The organism is Parabacteroides sp. AM17-47, from assembly GCF_003434625.1.
In the GTDB taxonomy this organism is placed as follows: domain Bacteria; phylum Bacteroidota; class Bacteroidia; order Bacteroidales; family Tannerellaceae; genus Parabacteroides; species Parabacteroides distasonis.
The window spans coordinates 1-17,509 of sequence record NZ_QTLI01000035.1 but is presented as its reverse complement, the minus strand read 5'-3'; the positions used below and the strand labels follow the sequence as shown (position 1 = coordinate 17,509).

Annotated in this window: 10 protein-coding genes and 3 pseudogenes; 2 read left to right on the top strand and 11 right to left on the bottom strand. The window is 45.5% G+C overall.

All coding sequences use genetic code 11. The annotated features are described in order from the left end of the window. A pseudogene (locus DW205_RS20480) lies at positions 1–727 on the top strand (relaxase); the annotation flags it as partial. 30 nt (positions 728–757) lie between these two features. Beyond that, positions 758–2,776, top strand: coding sequence for a conjugal transfer protein MobC (mobC, locus tag DW205_RS20475; RefSeq protein WP_004291482.1), 2,019 nt, complete (start codon positions 758–760; stop codon positions 2,774–2,776). A 131-nt stretch (positions 2,777–2,907) separates the two neighbouring features. On the opposite strand, the gene DW205_RS20470 is transcribed toward mobC, so the two are convergent. The 11 genes and pseudogenes from DW205_RS20470 to DW205_RS20420 form a co-directional block, all read right to left on the bottom strand. Beyond that, the gene (locus DW205_RS20470) at positions 2,908–6,162 is read right to left on the bottom strand and encodes a P-loop NTPase fold protein (RefSeq protein WP_004291481.1); all 3,255 of its coding nucleotides are present in this window, start codon (positions 6,160–6,162) and stop codon (positions 2,908–2,910) included. A gap of 16 nt (positions 6,163–6,178) precedes the next feature. Beyond that, positions 6,179–7,309 carry an ATP-binding protein gene (locus DW205_RS20465; RefSeq protein WP_004291480.1) on the bottom strand — a complete coding sequence of 377 codons (1,131 nt, stop codon included), beginning with the start codon at positions 7,307–7,309 and terminating at the stop codon, positions 6,179–6,181. Positions 7,310–7,610: 301 nt separating this feature from the next. After that, positions 7,611–8,216, bottom strand: coding sequence for an RteC domain-containing protein (locus DW205_RS20460; RefSeq protein ID WP_117897943.1), 606 nt, complete (start codon positions 8,214–8,216; stop codon positions 7,611–7,613). A 238-nt stretch (positions 8,217–8,454) separates the two neighbouring features. After that, positions 8,455–8,877, bottom strand: a complete 423-nt coding sequence (locus tag DW205_RS20455) for a dihydrofolate reductase family protein (RefSeq protein ID WP_117704138.1) — start codon at positions 8,875–8,877, stop codon at positions 8,455–8,457. Between the two features lie 301 nt (positions 8,878–9,178). Continuing rightward, positions 9,179–9,430 (bottom strand): efflux RND transporter periplasmic adaptor subunit, encoded by a 252-nt coding sequence (locus DW205_RS22665; protein WP_005809234.1) that lies wholly within the window; start codon positions 9,428–9,430, stop codon positions 9,179–9,181. Continuing rightward, positions 9,430–10,473 (bottom strand): ABC transporter permease, encoded by a 1,044-nt coding sequence (locus tag DW205_RS20445; RefSeq protein WP_005809236.1) that lies wholly within the window; start codon positions 10,471–10,473, stop codon positions 9,430–9,432. The genes DW205_RS22665 and DW205_RS20445 overlap by 1 nt, the downstream gene beginning before the upstream one ends. Before the next feature lie 2 nt (positions 10,474–10,475). Further along, a pseudogene (locus tag DW205_RS20440) lies at positions 10,476–10,703 on the bottom strand (hypothetical protein); the annotation flags it as partial. Positions 10,704–10,824: 121 nt separating this feature from the next. Beyond that, positions 10,825–12,183 (bottom strand): efflux transporter outer membrane subunit, encoded by a 1,359-nt coding sequence (locus tag DW205_RS20435; RefSeq protein ID WP_117794841.1) that lies wholly within the window; start codon positions 12,181–12,183, stop codon positions 10,825–10,827. Beyond that, on the bottom strand, positions 12,184–15,297 hold the full coding sequence (locus tag DW205_RS20430) for an efflux RND transporter permease subunit (RefSeq protein ID WP_117794840.1): 3,114 nt from the start codon (positions 15,295–15,297) through the stop codon (positions 12,184–12,186). It abuts the gene before it with no gap. Further along, positions 15,294–16,415, bottom strand: coding sequence for an efflux RND transporter periplasmic adaptor subunit (locus DW205_RS20425; RefSeq protein WP_117794839.1), 1,122 nt, complete (start codon positions 16,413–16,415; stop codon positions 15,294–15,296). Before DW205_RS20425 ends, DW205_RS20430 begins: the two co-directional genes overlap by 4 nt. Beyond that, positions 16,412–17,509 (bottom strand): annotated as a pseudogene (locus DW205_RS20420) (tetracycline resistance ribosomal protection protein); the annotation flags it as partial. The pseudogene DW205_RS20420 and the gene DW205_RS20425, both read right to left, overlap by 4 nt.

Genomic DNA, 17,509 nt, shown 5'->3' with positions numbered 1-17,509 from the left:
TGTGAAGAAGCAGGTAGGCAACACCGTGAAGGCTCTGAATGGGCAGTACCGTTTCCAGACGATGGGCGAATACCGTGCGCTCCTTTCCTTATATAATATGACGGTGGAGGAAGCGAGGGGCAACGTGCGCGGACGGGAGTATCACGGGCTGGTCTATTCCGTCACGGACGACAAGGGTAACAAGGTGGGCAACCCGTTCAAATCCTCGCTTTTCGGGAAGTCCGCAGGCTATGAAGCCGTACAGAAGAAGTTTGTCCGTTCCAAATCGGAAATCAAGGATAGGAAACTGGCAGACATGACGAAACGCACCGTCCTTTCCGTGCTGCAAGGCACTTATGACAAGGACAAATTTGTATCCCAACTCAAAGAGAAGGGCATCGACACCGTACTGCGCTACACAGAGGAAGGGCGCATCTATGGGGCTACCTTCATCGACCACCGCACGGGATGCGTGCTGAACGGTTCGCGCATGGGTAAGGAGCTTTCGGCGAATGCCTTGCAGGAACACTTCACCCTGCCATACGCCGGACAACCGCCGATACCGCTATCCATCCCTGTGGATGCTGCGGACAAGGCACACGGGCAGACCGCCTACGACAGTGAAGATATATCGGGCGGTATGGGCTTGCTCACTCCCGAAGGTCCGGCGGTAGATGCCGAGGAAGAGGCTTTCATCCGGGCGATGAAGCGCAAAAAGAAGAAAAAACGCAAGGGCTTGGGTATGTAATCAGAGTATCAACAATTAAAAAATCAATGTATGTCACAACAAGAAGACGATTTGAGGGCATTGGCGAAAATCATGGATTTTCTGCGTGCCGTGAGTATCATTTTAGTGGTCATGAACGTGTACTGGTTCTGCTACGAAGCCATCCGGCTGTGGGGCGTGAACATCGGCGTGGTGGACAAAATCCTTCTGAACTTCGACCGCACGGCGGGGCTGTTCCATTCCATTCTCTACACGAAGCTGTTTTCCGTCCTTTTGCTTGCCTTGTCCTGTCTGGGTACGAAGGGTGTCAAGGGTGAGAAAATCACTTGGGGGAGAATCTGGACAGCATTTGCCGTCGGGTTCGTGCTGTTTTTCCTGAACTGGTGGTTGCTGCCCCTGCCGCTGCCGCTTGAAGCGGTGACGGGACTGTATGTCCTTACCATTGGAACGGGCTATGTCTGCCTGTTGATGGGTGGTCTGTGGATGAGCCGCCTGTTGAAACACAATTTGATGGAGGATGTTTTCAACAACGAGAACGAGAGTTTCATGCAGGAAACGAGGCTTATCGAAAGCGAGTATTCGGTCAATCTGCCGACACGTTTCTATTACAGGAAACGCTGGAACAACGGTTGGATCAATGTAGTTAATCCCTTCCGTGCGTCCATCGTGTTGGGTACGCCGGGCAGCGGCAAGTCCTATGCCGTGGTAAACAATTTTATCAAGCAACAGATTGAAAAGGGCTTTAGTCAATACATCTACGATTTCAAGTATCCCGACCTATCTACTATTGCCTACAACCATTTGCTGAACCACCCGGACGGCTACAAGGTAAAGCCGAAGTTCTATGTGATCAACTTCGACGACCCGCGACGCTCTCATCGGTGCAATCCCATTCACCCGGATTTTATGGAAGATATTACGGATGCCTATGAGAGTGCCTACACAATAATGCTCAACCTCAATAAAACGTGGGTGCAAAAGCAGGGCGACTTCTTCGTGGAGTCACCTATCATTCTGTTTGCCAGTATTATCTGGTATCTCAAAATCTATCAGAACGGGAAGTTTTGCACGTTTCCCCATGCTATCGAGTTTCTGAACCGCCGTTACGAGGATATATTTCCGATACTGACCTCTTATCCGGAGCTGGAGAACTACCTTTCGCCGTTCATGGATGCGTGGCTTGGAGGGGCTGCGGAGCAGCTCATGGGTCAGATAGCGTCGGCAAAAATCCCGCTTTCGAGGATGATTTCACCGCAGCTCTACTGGGTGATGTCAGACAGCGAGTTTACGCTGGACATCAACAATCCCGAAGAGCCGAAAATCCTCTGCGTGGGTAACAATCCCGACCGTCAGAATATCTACGGTGCGGCACTCGGTCTGTATAATTCCCGTATCGTGAAGCTCATCAACAAGAAGGGGATGCTGAAGTCATCGGTCATCATCGACGAGTTGCCCACAATATACTTCAAAGGGTTGGACAATCTTATAGCTACCGCCCGAAGCAACAAGGTTGCCGTGTGTCTGGGCTTTCAGGATTTCAGCCAGTTAGTGCGTGACTACGGGGACAAAGAGGCGAAAGTGGTGATGAACACTGTCGGCAATATTTTCTCCGGTCAGGTGGTGGGGGAAACAGCCAAGACGCTCTCCGAGCGGTTCGGTAAGGTGTTGCAGAAACGGCAGTCCATCTCCATCAACCGGCAGGATGTTTCCACCTCCATCAACACGCAGATGGACGCGCTCATTCCACCGAGTAAGATTTCCGGGCTTACGCAGGGAATGTTTGTCGGTTCTGTATCCGACAACTTCAACGAGCGTATCGAGCAGAAGATTTTTCATTGCGAGATTGTGGTGGATGCCGAAAAGGTGAAACGGGAAGAAAGTGCCTACAAGAAAATTCCCGTCATTACAAACTTCACGGACGAGGACGGCAACGACCGCATGAAGGAAACGGTGCAGGCGAACTACCGGCGCATCAAGGAAGAGGTGAAGCAGATTGTGCAGGAGGAACTGGAGCGTATCAAAAACGATCCGGTGCTGTGTAAACTGCTACCAGATAATGAGACTGTCTAACAAGTCCCCAAAATTGAAAATTATCCCTATCGAAGTTTGAAGTGACCCCCAAAAGTTGGATACAATTTTTTTGGGGGGCACTTCAGTTCTGACGGGTAAAATCGTAAAATTCGGACTTGTTAGACAAATACTTACGCGGTTTCAACCTCAGGTACTGAATCTATCGAATTGACAAATTTAACCAATTGCGGATCTGAATCTTTTTGTATGAGGTTTCGGAGACTCTTTTTCAATTCATAAGCATCATCCCCTGCTGTATTTATTAAATCCATATAAAAATCTTTGTTTTGCAGAATCAATGAACGGCATGCCCCATCGGAAATTACAGGTTTCACTATTTTATCAATAACGTCTCCAGCTTGACTTTTCAAATTACCATGCGATCTAAGCCATGTTTCGAAAAATTGAAACTTTATTGCATTGATAGTCTTTTTACCGATGCAGAAATCATTTCTTATATCGGTAACTGTCGATTTAATTTTTCGTTTATCCAATCTTTCAACTATATTCTTGAAACAATTAGGGAAAGGATTCAAACTTTGAGTTCCAGAAGCAATATCCATCAGAATCTTTTTGCCAAATTCAGTCAAGTTATCTGGCAAGGATTTGATTTTAGCCAGTAAATGTTTTATTGCGACAAACCAATAATATGATGTATGTGCTGTTCTTTGGGCGTATAATGTATCAACACTTATTTCAGACAACGCTTCGAACGCTATTTTATTGATATGATCGGTCAGGACATTGCTTATTTTAGTGGTCAAATCGTAAAAAGATGCGTCAGGAATTACATCTTTAATATTGTTCTTAGTGATATACTTATCCAAATCGGTATTCCACTCTGCTAAATGCTCGATAAATACCTCATCCGTTACACCTATTCTGTTCTTAATATCTTCAAATTGGGGCAATATGTCTGAGAGCAATAATTTATAGCCAAGTTTATGATTTACCATGTATTGTAGTGTTTCATTTAATAGCGGTATATTCCATCCCACACTATTTACTAATAAGTCTCCATGATCCACATAATAGTCCATGAGTTCTGCAACATATTTTATATCTCCACCCTCTATTAAGGAAACGGAATGACCATGTGCCAATTGCATGGCGACTAAATCGTAATATCCAGACTCTTTAATGTTTCGGCCATCAGTTTCTAATTCAGAATGCAACTGATTTATGTAGGTTGAATCTAACGTTACAGGTAAAGGTCTTTCTTCGTCAGATGCCAATAAACGATAGGTTGTAAATATAGCCCCTATATTATCTTTATTTACATTCTGTTCATCAATGCAATTCGTGATCGCTTGCAAAAGCGTTGGAAACGTATAGGTAGAATTATCTTTTAACGTTTTTACAATATCTGCATGGTCGAAATTATCGGGTAGTAAGTTTGCCAAATAATTATCGAGCGCCTCCGAATTTGTTGCTACTTGATAATATTTATATGCTTTAGTTGTCGCGTTATCCCGATAGGCAGCATCTGTTGCATTTGCAGCTTGAATATAATCGATAAATGTATTTGGCTTGACTGTTTTTGCTTCAATCAATGACGTAAAATCGCACGCCAACTTATTTTGCGCAATAAACCTGTCTATTGCATCTAACGTTTTGAAATAGTCGCCGCCATTGAAGTCATTGAACCGAACTATCTTCTTATATAATTGAGCAATCACATGGTTTTGGCTTTCCGTGTCTAAATGCAACAGCAGTTCTTGGTATTCGACAGGGAACACCTGCTTCTCTATGGATTCTTTTAATTTCAATTGTGCTATTCTTTGCCATACACGCAGAATAACATCGCTCTTTCGAGTTAATTTATGCAAACAATGTATAATCTTATCGATAAGCGCATTGTCCATACATTGTATAACTTCTTCTAATACAGTGTCAAATTGTTTATTAGTCTCTGCATATTGATTTATGTCGTGGTCTTCTTCTCCGTTGATGCAGCCTTCAATATATTTTTTCAATGGAATTTGTCGAGCATCTTCAACATCGACACCATATACCAAAGCTGCAATTTCGCGTTGTGTTTGCAGATCATTGTTAATTATTGTTTGAATGCCATTCAGATAGTCGCCGGACAATATTTGTTCTACTGGATTTGCCAGAATATCCGTCTTCTTCAAACAGAACAATGCTATGTTTATCATCAAAATTTCGTTACACCACTCTTGTTTAAGAGCGACCATCTCATTGATATATGATATAATTTCCCTAACATTGGCATTAGGATTTACCAATCTGAATATCCGATTTATAGTTTCTTTCGCTTCATTTTCTGTTTCTCCAAATGCTTCAACAAACAGTTTGTTGAATATACTTCGATAGTCGGTAATAACAGGAGGAGCAACACGATAAACAATAGGGAAAGTTTTATTGATAAAATACTTGGTCAGTTGTTTCGTTTGTTCGTCGGTCTCATCTCCGAATGCACAAGCTAAATGTGTTTCATCGAAAGGAATAACAGCCCAAACATTTTCAAAACCGCTATCGGCGAAGAACGTATGGATAGAAGACCATAATTCTTTTACTTTTTCAGCGGGGAGACGATCCATGTTGTCAAAAACAAGGACTAATTTACGTTGTCCTTTTTCCTTGATAAAATCAGAAATGTCTTGCATCCATGTTTTGAACTCGTAAACCGTTGGTTCGTCTTCGCTCAAAGTCTCATAGCAAACGTCCTTTTCGACTTTATCTTGATAAATAGCTAACATATAACTCCATCCATATTTATGATCTTTGCTATATGCCCATTTCCAAACGCACAATGCAATAAGAACTGGCAGTGCAGCTATGATAATAGACAATAAAGAAAACCACCATGTTGTGGGTGTAGGTTTTACTGCATACGCAATAAATGTAAATATCGGAGTTAAAACTGCAACCAAAAATGCCGCAACCATACCATTACTGATAAGGGGATATTTTTCGGTTACGGTCTCCGTTTTACGGGCTAATAAATATTTCAGCTTTTCAGACCATGATACGGTTTTCGTACCTCCACCTTTGACTTTTATTGTTGCATTTCCAGATAGGATACCATCATCAATAAGTTTGCTTGTAAGCAATTCCAATATAGAGCGGCGTTGCAAGTCCTCTTGATGTCCCCATGCGTCATACTCAAAAAAGTAATAGTCGTCTGATAATTCACGTTCCAACATTTTAACCACGTTGGATTTTCCAGATCCCCAAATACCTTCGATGCCGATAATTCGAGGTAAAGTACATTCCTCATCCAATGAATCATTCTGACAAAAATGGCGAGCAATAGTTTTTGCCAACCTTTCTTGCGAACCTCCATCGAATTTGTCAATACCACACGGTTTATTTTGGATAAACCGCGGATATTGCTGTTTGGATTGTAGTTTTGTTTCCATATACGTAATTTATTGATTATACGAACTCCAAATAATTCTCCCGATTTACCACATGAAACTCGGCATAGGGATAGGCTTCTTGGAAGGCTTTCGGTGCGGCCGGCATTTTATTTCCCCACTTGAACTCCAAGGCGGTAAGACTGTCGGCACTCTCCTCAATCAGGTCGATTTCCTGTTTGTCGTAGGTGCGCCAGAAATAGAACTCCCTGTGCAGTCCCTCATTGAAGTTCGCTTTGCGCCGCTCTCCGATGATGTAGTTCTCCCACAGCGCACCGACATCCTGCCGAATGGCCAGCGGTGAGAAAGCCCCGATAATGGCATTGCGAATGCCGTTGTCGTAGAAGTACCACTTGCCAGCTTTTGTAACCTCCTTGCGTAGGTTACGCGAATAAGCCCCCAGACGATAGATAACGAAGACCTTTTCCAATAGGTCGAGGTATTTTTCAACGGTCGTCTTGCTCATGCCGAGTTGTTTACCTAACTCTTCGTAAGAAACTTCGCTGCCCAACTGAAAAGCTATCAATCGCAGTAGATCGCGCATCTTGCTCGAATTTTTTAAGCCGTCAATTGCTAAGATATCTTTAAGCAGGTATGCACCGACAATATCACGTAGGTAGTCTGTTTTACGTTCATAGTTCTCCATCATTACTACTTCGGGATAGGAACCGTAAATCAAGCGCGCTTCGAGGTTCTGGCGGGTTTCAAGTGCCGTTTCCGTCTGTGCGATTTCCCGTTGCGAGAATGGTGTAAGGAGAAATTGCGTACTGCGGCCGACCAACGGTTCACCAGTCTTATTCAGCAAATCGAATGACGAAGAACCACTTGCCAAGACACTTATTCCCGGTATTTCATCAACTATCAACTTCAGAATACTACCGATTTGTGGTATGTTCTGTGCCTCATCAATAGCCAGCAAATCAATACCATCCAATAAATGCCGATAATTGGCTATTGAGCGATTCTCCAATAGTGCTAATGTGTCGTAGTCTTCGCCGTTGAGCATCATCGTCCTACCTGAATAGTTGTCCACAATTTTACGCATCATTACCGTTTTACCAACACGGCGAGCACCAAAAATCAGTACTGCTTTATTGGGCGCGATTCGTGCTGTAATCTTCTCTTGAAGTATTCTATTTACTGTTTCCATACCTTATAAAATATAATGCAAAGATAATCATATTTTTTTAATTGGCGAATTTTACAAAAAAAACGGGCTATTAAATGGCGATTTTTACAACCACAATCTTATGGAAGTTGTTTCATTGTTTTTAGTAATGATATATGTTCATACTATGATGACTCAATAATTTACCAGACATACGTTTCTGAAATTTGTCCTTATAGGAATGAAAAACTCACATATATTGTGCTAATTAATATATAATTAAATGAAAATAAAAAGACAGGATACGAGTATTCCTGTCTTCTCATATGTAATGGATATTTTTTTATTTTCTCATCCGCTCCAACTCCTCATCACGCAACATTCTCTCGTTCAGTTTTTCCTGCATCCTGTCAATGAAATAGGTGCGGCTTTCGTTCTTCCGGCGTTTGATATCAGTGTAGAAGCGGTAGCAGTCTTTAGAATCAACCCCGAATATCTTATAGAGAAGTGGGGCGAGCTGTTTGAGCGGCATATTGCCGTTGTTGATGCAGCCCATCACGTCTATGCCGTAGATAAGTTCCACGAGGTCGATGGCATTGCCCGTCCATTGAAGAAGGCTGGCGGTGGTTTCTGTTGCGTTGTTGGCGGATATTAGTGGTGGCACTTGGGGCGTGGCAAGGAATTTCTGCATCTTTCTTACGAAAGACAGAGCCTTGCTGACGTAGGCGGCAATCTCTCTTCTTTCTTCTGACAGATTACGCACCGGATGGTGCTGCAACTCGATTTCGATGTAGGCAAGCGCGATGACGGTAAGGTTCATGTCCATGCCGCCGTTGCACAGTTCGATCACTTGGGTGGCGAAAGCCGTGTATGCCGTTTCCATATTGCAGTCGCCGGCTTCGTTTATCAGGCGGAAAAAGTCGGTTTCCGCCAGCAAGAAATAATTCATGGTTCTGTCAATTTTGAAAATTACACTTTGTTTTCTGCGTGCGCACATGAATATAATTGGCAAAAAACGCGGCAGAAAATAAAAAATCCAACACTCAATTTTACAAAGTGCTGGATTTCAGAGGTATAAAATTCAGTATTTTTTCACAAGGACAAATTATCTCCGACTTAAATTGTTTGTAATCGGAACATTTATTCTATTCCTGAAAATAGAAATGTATGCTTGCCGCACATTTTGGCTATCTTGCTTTTTTATCAAGGATATAGATAATGCGACATACACCGTTGGGATAGCTTTTCAAAGAGGAAAGCGTCCAGTGTTGCTCTGGCAGAGCCGACTTAAAAAAATGTCGTCCGCTTCCGGATATGAAAGGAACGGTGTATAGTATGATTTCATCCACAGCGTGCATCCGCAGTAGTCCGTTTATATAGTCTGCCGTGTCCGGTGTGGCTTCCGCGAGGTAACGGATGTTTGTGCAGTCTTTTCTCCATTCGTGCAGCATTGAAATGGAATAGTCCGGTGTCACACGGTAAAAGGCTTTCTTCCTGATTTCATCAAGACCGCAACGGTCAAGGCACAAATCCTGATGTGCTTTATAATATAACTCTGAAGAAAGACATCCGTCCATCGTCAGTACGGCGAGAATCTGAACTTTACCCATAATCGTTTCCTTTCGTTAGGCAAGGGTAAAAAAGTAGCGTGCAATTCACACTACCTTCAAGCGATGGCTCTGGTAAAGCCTTTACGGAGAGTACGTGAATGCACGCTATGCGTAAGCATAGCATAAGCATCACGCAATCGTCTCCGTAGTTCCAATTTACCAGATTTTCGCTTGAAACGCCTTGCGGTCTTATCCTATATGTTGGCGGCGAAAAGCTCCTGCCAATCGCCGTTTTTCTCAAATGTTATGCAAAGATAGCCAAATTCAGTGAATTACGGGCTATGATTGCTTGAATTTATATTTAATCTCCTATGCGCACTTTATCTCCTATCGAAACATTAATCTTGTCCAGGACTCCCGATATCTGCGATTTTATTTCGATCTCCTTCATCGGAAAAACATTGCCGGATATGTTTATTTCCTCTTTGATCTCGCGATATTGTGGTTGTGTAGTTTCGTAAATTGCCTTTGTACCTCTTAGCGAAGAACGAAAAGCAACAAATGCCAGTGTGGCGGAAAAGATGCAAATTAATATAATCTTAAATGTCTTCATTATCCTATATTTTCGTTTCTAATGGCGTCAATGGGTTGTATAACAGATGCTTTCATAGCCGGAAATGCTCCGGCAATGACACCGGACAAAATCAAGATAACCAAAGCGAGAACAGCTACATTTATATCTATTTCTGCATGCTTTATCATTGTCGCGTGACGGGCGCTTTCGAGCAACCAATTTATAATCTCAAGAATAGCTGCACCTGATATCAATCCGATGATACCGGAGATTACAGTTATGATGACAGATTCCGTCAGCATTAACACAAGAATGGATTTAGGAGTTGCTCCTACAGCCTTACGGATGCCTATTTCGCTACTCCTTTCTTTGATCACGACAAACATGATGTTGCTTACTCCAACAATACCACTTATCAGAAAACAAATTCCTACGATCCAGATAAACATTTTCAATCCATCAAAGAGTCCCTCAAAAGCAGATGTTTGTGTCTCAAAATTGATTATCTGTAAGGCTTGCTTATCAGAATAAGCAAATTGGTATTTATTAGCGATGAAGGCTCTCAGCTCATTCTCAAATCGCTTGGAATCAACTTCTTTGTTCAGATATAAACAGAAAGCGCGCAATGGAGTCTTATTGTCAATACAGTTTATGTAACTTGAGAAGGGCACATATACCGAATTGATTTCCGAAGCGCTGAAAATATCATCATTCTTTAGTACGCCTATCACCTTAAAATCAATACCGGCAATGTTGATCGACTTACCCAACGCTTTTTGATTATTAAATAAGGTCGTACTGACATTTTCGCCGATAATGGTAACATTACGGGTATTCTCGTCATCTCCTTTATTAAAATATCGTCCATCTTCGTTGATTTTAAGTATCTTAATTCCCATATAGTTTTCATTGATTCCTATAATCTTAAAAAGTCCGCTTTTAGCTTTATTCATCACTTGCGAATAAGGTCCTGTTATTTCAGGCGAAATAGCTTTTATCCCCGGGAACTGTTTCTTTATGCGGTTAAGAAAATGCAAATCGAAATGCAATTGTTCCCCTTCTCTGATATTCTTATACTTCACCCAGAATCCTCATCATTCCATACCATGACGGATTCACCATAAGTTACTAACGTGGTCACATAGCGGTGTGTGGTATTGATATTGTGCTGGGTTTGAAAAATAGCGATTGATTCATTCTCTATTTTCTGTACACGACTACGCTCGTGCAGAACAATAGCGACCATGCTGCCAATGATCGCCATTAAAAGAAAGTATCCTATAAATATTTTATGCTGCAAAAGTATTTTCATTGGCTTGATATTTTACAATCCAAATATTGCTTTCGTACAATATCTACATGCGGCAGAATCACGAAAAATATCCGAGATGAATAACACTAATAATAATTTCAAATTTTTCTATTTATTGCAGTTACATTCCTCCTCCCAACACATGATAAAGTTTGATTACACTTTGTATGCGTTCAAAACGAGTTTGTAGCTGTTGCACTTCCGCTTCGAGAAGAGACTGTTGGGCGGTCAACACTTCCAGATAGGTGGCATTGGAATGACGCATAAGCGATTCTGTCTTTCGCACAGCATCGCATAATGTTTCAACCTGTCGAGCATTGATTTCAATTTGCGATTTTGCCGTCTGCCATGCAGTCAGAGCATCGTTCACTTCTTTTCCAGCGTTCAGCAATGATTGCCGGAACAACAGTTTGGCTTCTTCCTGACGGCTTTTGGCTATCTTCAAGTTGGCGATGTTTGTGCCCCGGTTGAATAAGGGCTGTGTCAGGGAACCGATGGCATTGAGCAACCATTGTCCGGGATTTACGATTACGCCACCGCCGTTATTAGTCCATCCAAGAGTCCCCGAGAGGGTAATATTGGGATAGAAGGCGGCACGAGCCGCATTGGTGGCGTAGAACGCCTGCGCCAGTTCCATTTCAGCCTGACGCACGTCGGGACGGTTGGAAAGCAGTTGCAAAGGGACTCCAATCGAGACAGTATCGGGGAAAGCAGCCTCGGCCAGATTACTTCGTCCAATCGAGTGTGACGGCATGGCAAGTATCGCAGACAGGGCATTTTCTGTTTCGGAAATACTCTTGCGTATGGATAACAGGGATGCTTCGAGTCGCATCACGTTCGCCTTTGCCTGCAATACGCCGGCTTCGTTTGATTTCCCCACTTTTTTCAACGCTTCAAGAGTGCGTACGGTAGTCCGCCAGTTCTCCAAAGTCCGGTTACTTATTGTCATTTGTGCGTCAAGCATGGCAAGGGTGTAGTAACTGTCTGCAATAGTGGCGACAAGCTGTGTCTGTACGGCCTGCCGGTAGGCACGGCTTCCTTGTAATGCGGCGGCTGCGCCACGCTTTGCCGCCGTAAGTTTGCCGAAGATGTCCAGTTCCCAGCTTGCCGACGCTCTCACATTATATGTCTTTGCCGTTGCTCCGTCATGTTTATTGGCATTACCTTCGGCAGTCAGTCCCAGTGATGGAAGATATGATAGTCTGGCAGTCATCAGGACGGCTTCTGCCGCTTCCACGCGTAACCGTGCCACATTGAGGTCTGCGTTCCGTTCAAGTCCGGTTTCAATCAAGGACTGGAGTTTCGGGTCGGTAAACATTTCCCGCCACGACAGGGACGCGATGGTCATTGTATCAATGTCCGCCGGCATGTCCCGATACAGATTCTCCGTTGAGAGGTCAGGGCGATGATACCGGCTGTATGTGCCACAGCCGGCAAGCATCCATCCCGACAATATGATATATATTACTGTCTTCTTCATTTAATTATGCTTAACACGTTCTTGGATATATTGGAATACAATAAACAATGACGGCACAAGGAACAACAGAGCCAAAGTACCTACAATCATTCCACCGATTACACCTGTGGCAAGCGAACGGCTGCCGTTGGCACCCACTCCGTGCGCCATCATCAGCGGGACAAGACCGAACACCATGGACAACACAGTCATCAATATGGGGCGCAGGCGGACTTTTGCCGCACTGTATGCTGCCTGTGCCAGCGTCATGCCTTCCGACCGCCGTTTACCGGCGTATTCGGTAAGCAGGATGGCGGTCTTGGCAAGCAGGCCTATAATCATGATAAGTCCGGTCTGCATGTAGATGTTGTTCTCCAGACCGAAGAGCCACGCAAACAGGAAACTGCCCATCAGTCCGCAAGGCACCGACAACAGAACCGCGAAGGGTATGAACACGCTCTCATACAAGGCGCACAGAATCAGATAGACCAGAACCATGCAGAGCAGGAATATAAGCGTGGCATTGTTGGTCGTCTTGCTTTCCTCACGCGAAATGCCGCCAAACTCGTATGTGTAATTTGACGGAAGCACTTCACGTGCCGTCTCGCCGATGGCTTCGAGCACCTGCCCCGAACTGTAGCCCTGAGCCGGAGACCCGCTAATCGAGATGGCGTTGAACAGGTTGAAACGGGTGAGGTCTGACGGGCCGTTGGTCTTGGTCAGGCGCACGAACCGGCTCAAAGGCGACATGCCGCCATCGGTGGCACGCACATACATGTGGTGCAGGGATTCCGCATTCACACGATATTCCGCCGGAGCCTGCATGGTCACATGGTAGAGCTTGGAGAACCGGTTGAAGTCGGAAACATATTGTCCGGTATAATAGCCCGACAATGTGGAAAGCACATCTGCGGGCGACACACCCGACTGTTCGCATTTGGCGGCATCGATATCCACCCAGTATTGCGGATAATCCGTGGCAAAGGAGGAATAGACTTCGCCGATTTCGGGTCGCTGCGACAAGGCTTCGACAAACTTGTCTGCCTCTTCCTTGAAGGCGGCGATGTTTCCGCCCGCCTTGTCCTGCAAATAAAGCTCGAAACCGTTTCCCATGCCGTACCCGGCAATCATCGGAGGCGACATGGCGAACACCGTGGCATCGGGAATATCCGAAGTGGCGGCATAAATCTTTCCGATGACATCATTGACCGACTGCCCCTCTCCCTTACGCTGCTCCCAGTCTTTGAGTGTCACGAAATACATCGCCTGCGAGGGACCGGAACCGCTGAAAGAGAAACCGGCGACCGCACTGCTGTATTCAATCTCGCCGATGCTGTCGAGACGGCTGTTGATACGCTCCATCACCTTACTTGTCTGAGCCATGGATGTGCCGGGCTTCGTGTTCATGCTCACCATGACCGTCCCGGTGTCCTCTTCGGGAATAAGTCCCGTCTTTGTGACATTGACCAGCAGCACCAGCAACCCGAAAGAAATGCCTATGATGCTCCACAACAGCCATCGGCGATGGATAATGAACATCACTCCACGTACATAGCGTCGGCTCAGACGGTCGAAGACGGCATTGAACGCTTTACGGAAACGGGCTGCAAAATTGTTCTTGGTGTTGCCCTGCTCATCGATATAGGGTTTCAGCAGCAGCGCGCAAAGTGCCGGTGAGAGTGTGAAGGCATTGACTGCCGAGATTCCCACGGCAACAGCCATCGTGATACCGAACTGCGTGTAGAACGCTCCCGAAGTCCCGCCCATCATGGCAACGGGGAAAAACACTGCCATAAAGATGATGGTAGAGGTCAGGATAGCCGACGAAACGCCTTTCATGGCATCATCAGCCGCGAGAACCGCAGACTGATAGCCCTCGTCGAACTTCGCCTGCACCGCTTCCACCACCACAATGGCATCATCGACCACAGTTCCGATGGCAAGCACAAGCGCGAACAGGGTGAGCAGGTTGACGGAGAAGCCGATCATGGACATCACGGCGAACGTACCGATAATGGAGACGAAAATGGATATCGTAGGAATAAGCGTGGACTTAATATCTTGCAAAAATACATATACCACCACGATAACCAGAAGTATCGCTTCAATAAGTGTCCGGATAACAGAATTGATGGAAGCATACAGGAACTTGTTGGTATCGGTAAGCACCACGAATTCCGTCCCTTCGGGCAAGTCCCGGCTGAGGTCGTCAAGCACTTCGTGAATCTCCTTGATGGTGCTTGAAGCATTGGACCCGGCTTTCTGGTTGATGAGCATCATGGCTGCCGGATGCCCGTTCACTTCGGAGGAATATTTGTAGTATTCATCGCCCAGTTCCACATCGGCAACCTCCTTCAGCCGAAGCACATTGCCGCCCGGCAGTGACTTGATGACCAACTCACCGAACTCTTCCGCGCCGGACAAGCGTCCGCGGTATTTCATCGTGTATTCATTGGCGGTAGGATGATTGGCACCGAAGGAGCCGGTGGCGGCCTCGATGTTCTGTCGTGCGAGTACGGTGGATATGTCATCGGGGATAAGCCCGTATTGCGCCATCTTGTCGGGACGCAGCCAAAGTCGCATGCTGTAGTTGGAACCGAACATCTGTGCCTTTCCCACGCCGCTGATACGTTTCAGCCTCGGCTCGACATTGATTTTCACGTAATTGTTCAGGAAGGTCTGGTCGAAGCGGTCATCGGGCGAATAGAGCGCGAAAGTCATCAGTTCGGCATTCTGCTGCTTTTCAGTGGTGACACCGGTCTTGGTGGCTTCCGCCGGAAGCTGGCTCAGCGCGCCGTTCACGCGGTTCTGCACGTTTACCGCCGCCATGTCCGCGTTGGTTCCCTGCTTGAAATAGATGTCGATGGAAGCATCGCCCGTATTCGATGCCGTGGAAGTCATATAGGTCATGTCTTCCACGCCGTTGATGGCTTCTTCCAGAGGGGTTATCACTGCCTTCTGCACAGTTTCAGCGTTTGCTCCAGGATAAGTTGCGGATACGTTGATGGTCGGAGGTGCGATGTCGGGGTATTGTTCCACCGGCAAGGAAAACATGGAAATCATGCCCAACAGTACAATCACCACCGAGATAACGCCCGAAAACACCGGGCGGTCTATAAAAAATCGCAGGTTCATTTCGTTTCGTTTTTAGGGGTTATGCTCATGCCTTCTCTCACCAGTCCCACGCCTTCGGCGACAATGGTGTCACCGACCGAAAGACCTTCTTTTACGATAAACCGGTTGCCGTCGTTCAGGCGGTCCACCGTGAGATAGGCGGCTTCCGCCTGTCCGTTTTTCAGACGGTAAGCGATAATCTTGTCCTGCAGTTCCACGGTGGCGGTCATGGGAATGGTTACGGCCTCCGTTTTCGGGTTTTGAAGGATGACATTGCCGATGCTGCCACTCAACAGTTCGCGGTCGGGATTGGGGAACAGGGCTTTGATTTGTACCGTTCCGGTAACAGGATCCACCACGCCGCTTACGGTTTCAATACGTCCTTTCGCCTTGTACAGGCTGCCGTCGTTGAGTTGCAGGCCCACTTCCGGCATCCCGGCTATCATGCTGTCAATCGAGCCATAGCGAGCCAAATATCGCCGTAGCATATTCTCCGAAATGGAGAAATAGGCATACATCTCCGCATTGTCGGACACGACCGTGAAAGGCTGTGCCATATTGGGACCGACAAGCGCACCGATGCGATAGGGCAATGTGCCTACTACTCCGTTGCTCGGGCTTTTGATTTCCGTATAGGAGAGATTGTTGCGTGCATCCGATTCTTGTGCCTTTGCCTGTTCGAGTTCAGCACACGCCACTGCCAGTTGGTTCCGGGCGAGAGAAAGCTCGTAGTCGGATATGACCTTCTCGTCAAACAATGCCTGCTTGCCCCGCAGCTCGATTCTTGCCGTTTCCACTTTTGCCTGTGCCGCGCTGACATTGGCCTGCGCCGTGCGTAATGTCGCCCGATAGGGCACTTGGTCAATTACAGCCAATACTTGACCGGTCTTCACCCGTTCACCCTCTTTCACTTTCAGACGGATAATGCGCCCGGATATTTGCGGCAGGATGTCCACATCCTGCCGTCCGCGTATGGCGGCGGAATAGGACTCGGAGATTTCCACCGGACTTGCCGCGACCTTTATGACCCGATAACTCTGCACCGCATCCTGCTTGCCGTCCGCCTGCCTGCATCCGGTCGGCAGGAACAGCATGAGAGCAAATGCGGCGAAATTCGTGATAATGAATTGCTTGTTCATATTTTCTTCTTGTTTTGTATTAATTCATAAATTGATTTTTGGAACATGAATAAAAGTTTATCTTTTTCGTTCATGCGGATATTATCAGAATAACCGTCTTTTGTTATTTGATACCCACATGGCTTAACCATAAAAATGCCTAAGCCCTTAGTGTACGAACTTACTTCTGAGGCATAGTCTTTACTTGTATTTAATGGAACTTTCCCTTTAATATGACACCACTCATTATTACAACTGATGTCTTCAATCTCAGACATCAGTTTTTGCAAATCTGTAATAGCTTTGGAACTCGCTACTTGGGGTATCTGCAACTCAAAACAGAGCATCGGTTCGAGAATGTCCACACCTGACTGTTGCAAAGCCAGCCTGAAGACATAAGGGGTCAGCTGTCTGAAATCAGCAGGTGTACTTACCGGGCTATAATACTCGGCTTGAGTAAAAGTTACTTTCAGATCTGTCACTTCCCATCCATGTAAACCAGATTGGCAAGACATACGAATCCCTTCAAAAACGGCATTTTGAAAAGAATGGTTCAGATAACCATAGGAGATGTCACTTTCGATTTGCAACCCTGCCCCTAACGGTAAGGGTTCAAGAGTCAGCCCTATTGTGGCCCAGTAAGGGTTGGGTGGTACTTCGATCTGAATAATCTTATTGACCTTTTTTATAGGTCGTTCTTTGTAGATAGTCTTGATCTCATCAAAATGGACCTTTACGGAAAATCGTTCTTCCAGCAATGTCTGTATGATTTCCTTTTGGGTCAAACCATATAACGAGATTTCCAATTCATCACTATATGAGTTTATGGAAAAGGACAAAGACGGGTCTTCAATCCACAATGTATTCAGAGCGGATATCACCTTGCTTCTCTCTTCGGGCCTGTCTGGCCGGACGGAGGATTTGAGAGCGGGATGCTGATGCGATAATCCTTGAATCAAACAAGGTTCAGCACCTAAATAATTTCCGATTCGAAAATCATCCATATCCTCTACAATCGCGATATCATTGGCGCCCACTTCATCAACATTTATCTCTCTGCCCTGATTGATAGTTTTTAGATTTTTAATCTTGATGAATTTTTCCGAATCGTTGAT

Excerpts from the sequence above, each read along its gene's own strand:
- mobC (WP_004291482.1), top strand. The coding sequence starts at position 758 with ATGTCACAACAAGAAGACGATTTGAGGGCATTGGCGAAAATCATGGAT.
- DW205_RS20465 (WP_004291480.1), bottom strand. The coding sequence starts at position 7,309 with ATGGAAACAGTAAATAGAATACTTCAAGAGAAGATTACAGCACGAATC.
- DW205_RS20460 (WP_117897943.1), bottom strand. The coding sequence starts at position 8,216 with ATGAATTATTTCTTGCTGGCGGAAACCGACTTTTTCCGCCTGATAAAC.
- DW205_RS20425 (WP_117794839.1), bottom strand. The coding sequence starts at position 16,415 with ATGAACAAGCAATTCATTATCACGAATTTCGCCGCATTTGCTCTCATG.
- DW205_RS20435 (WP_117794841.1), bottom strand. The coding sequence starts at position 12,183 with ATGAAGAAGACAGTAATATATATCATATTGTCGGGATGGATGCTTGCC.
- DW205_RS20430 (WP_117794840.1), bottom strand. The coding sequence starts at position 15,297 with ATGAACCTGCGATTTTTTATAGACCGCCCGGTGTTTTCGGGCGTTATC.
- DW205_RS20455 (WP_117704138.1), bottom strand. The coding sequence starts at position 8,877 with ATGGGTAAAGTTCAGATTCTCGCCGTACTGACGATGGACGGATGTCTT.
- DW205_RS20470 (WP_004291481.1), bottom strand. The coding sequence starts at position 6,162 with ATGGAAACAAAACTACAATCCAAACAGCAATATCCGCGGTTTATCCAA.
- DW205_RS22665 (WP_005809234.1), bottom strand. The coding sequence starts at position 9,430 with ATGAAGACATTTAAGATTATATTAATTTGCATCTTTTCCGCCACACTG.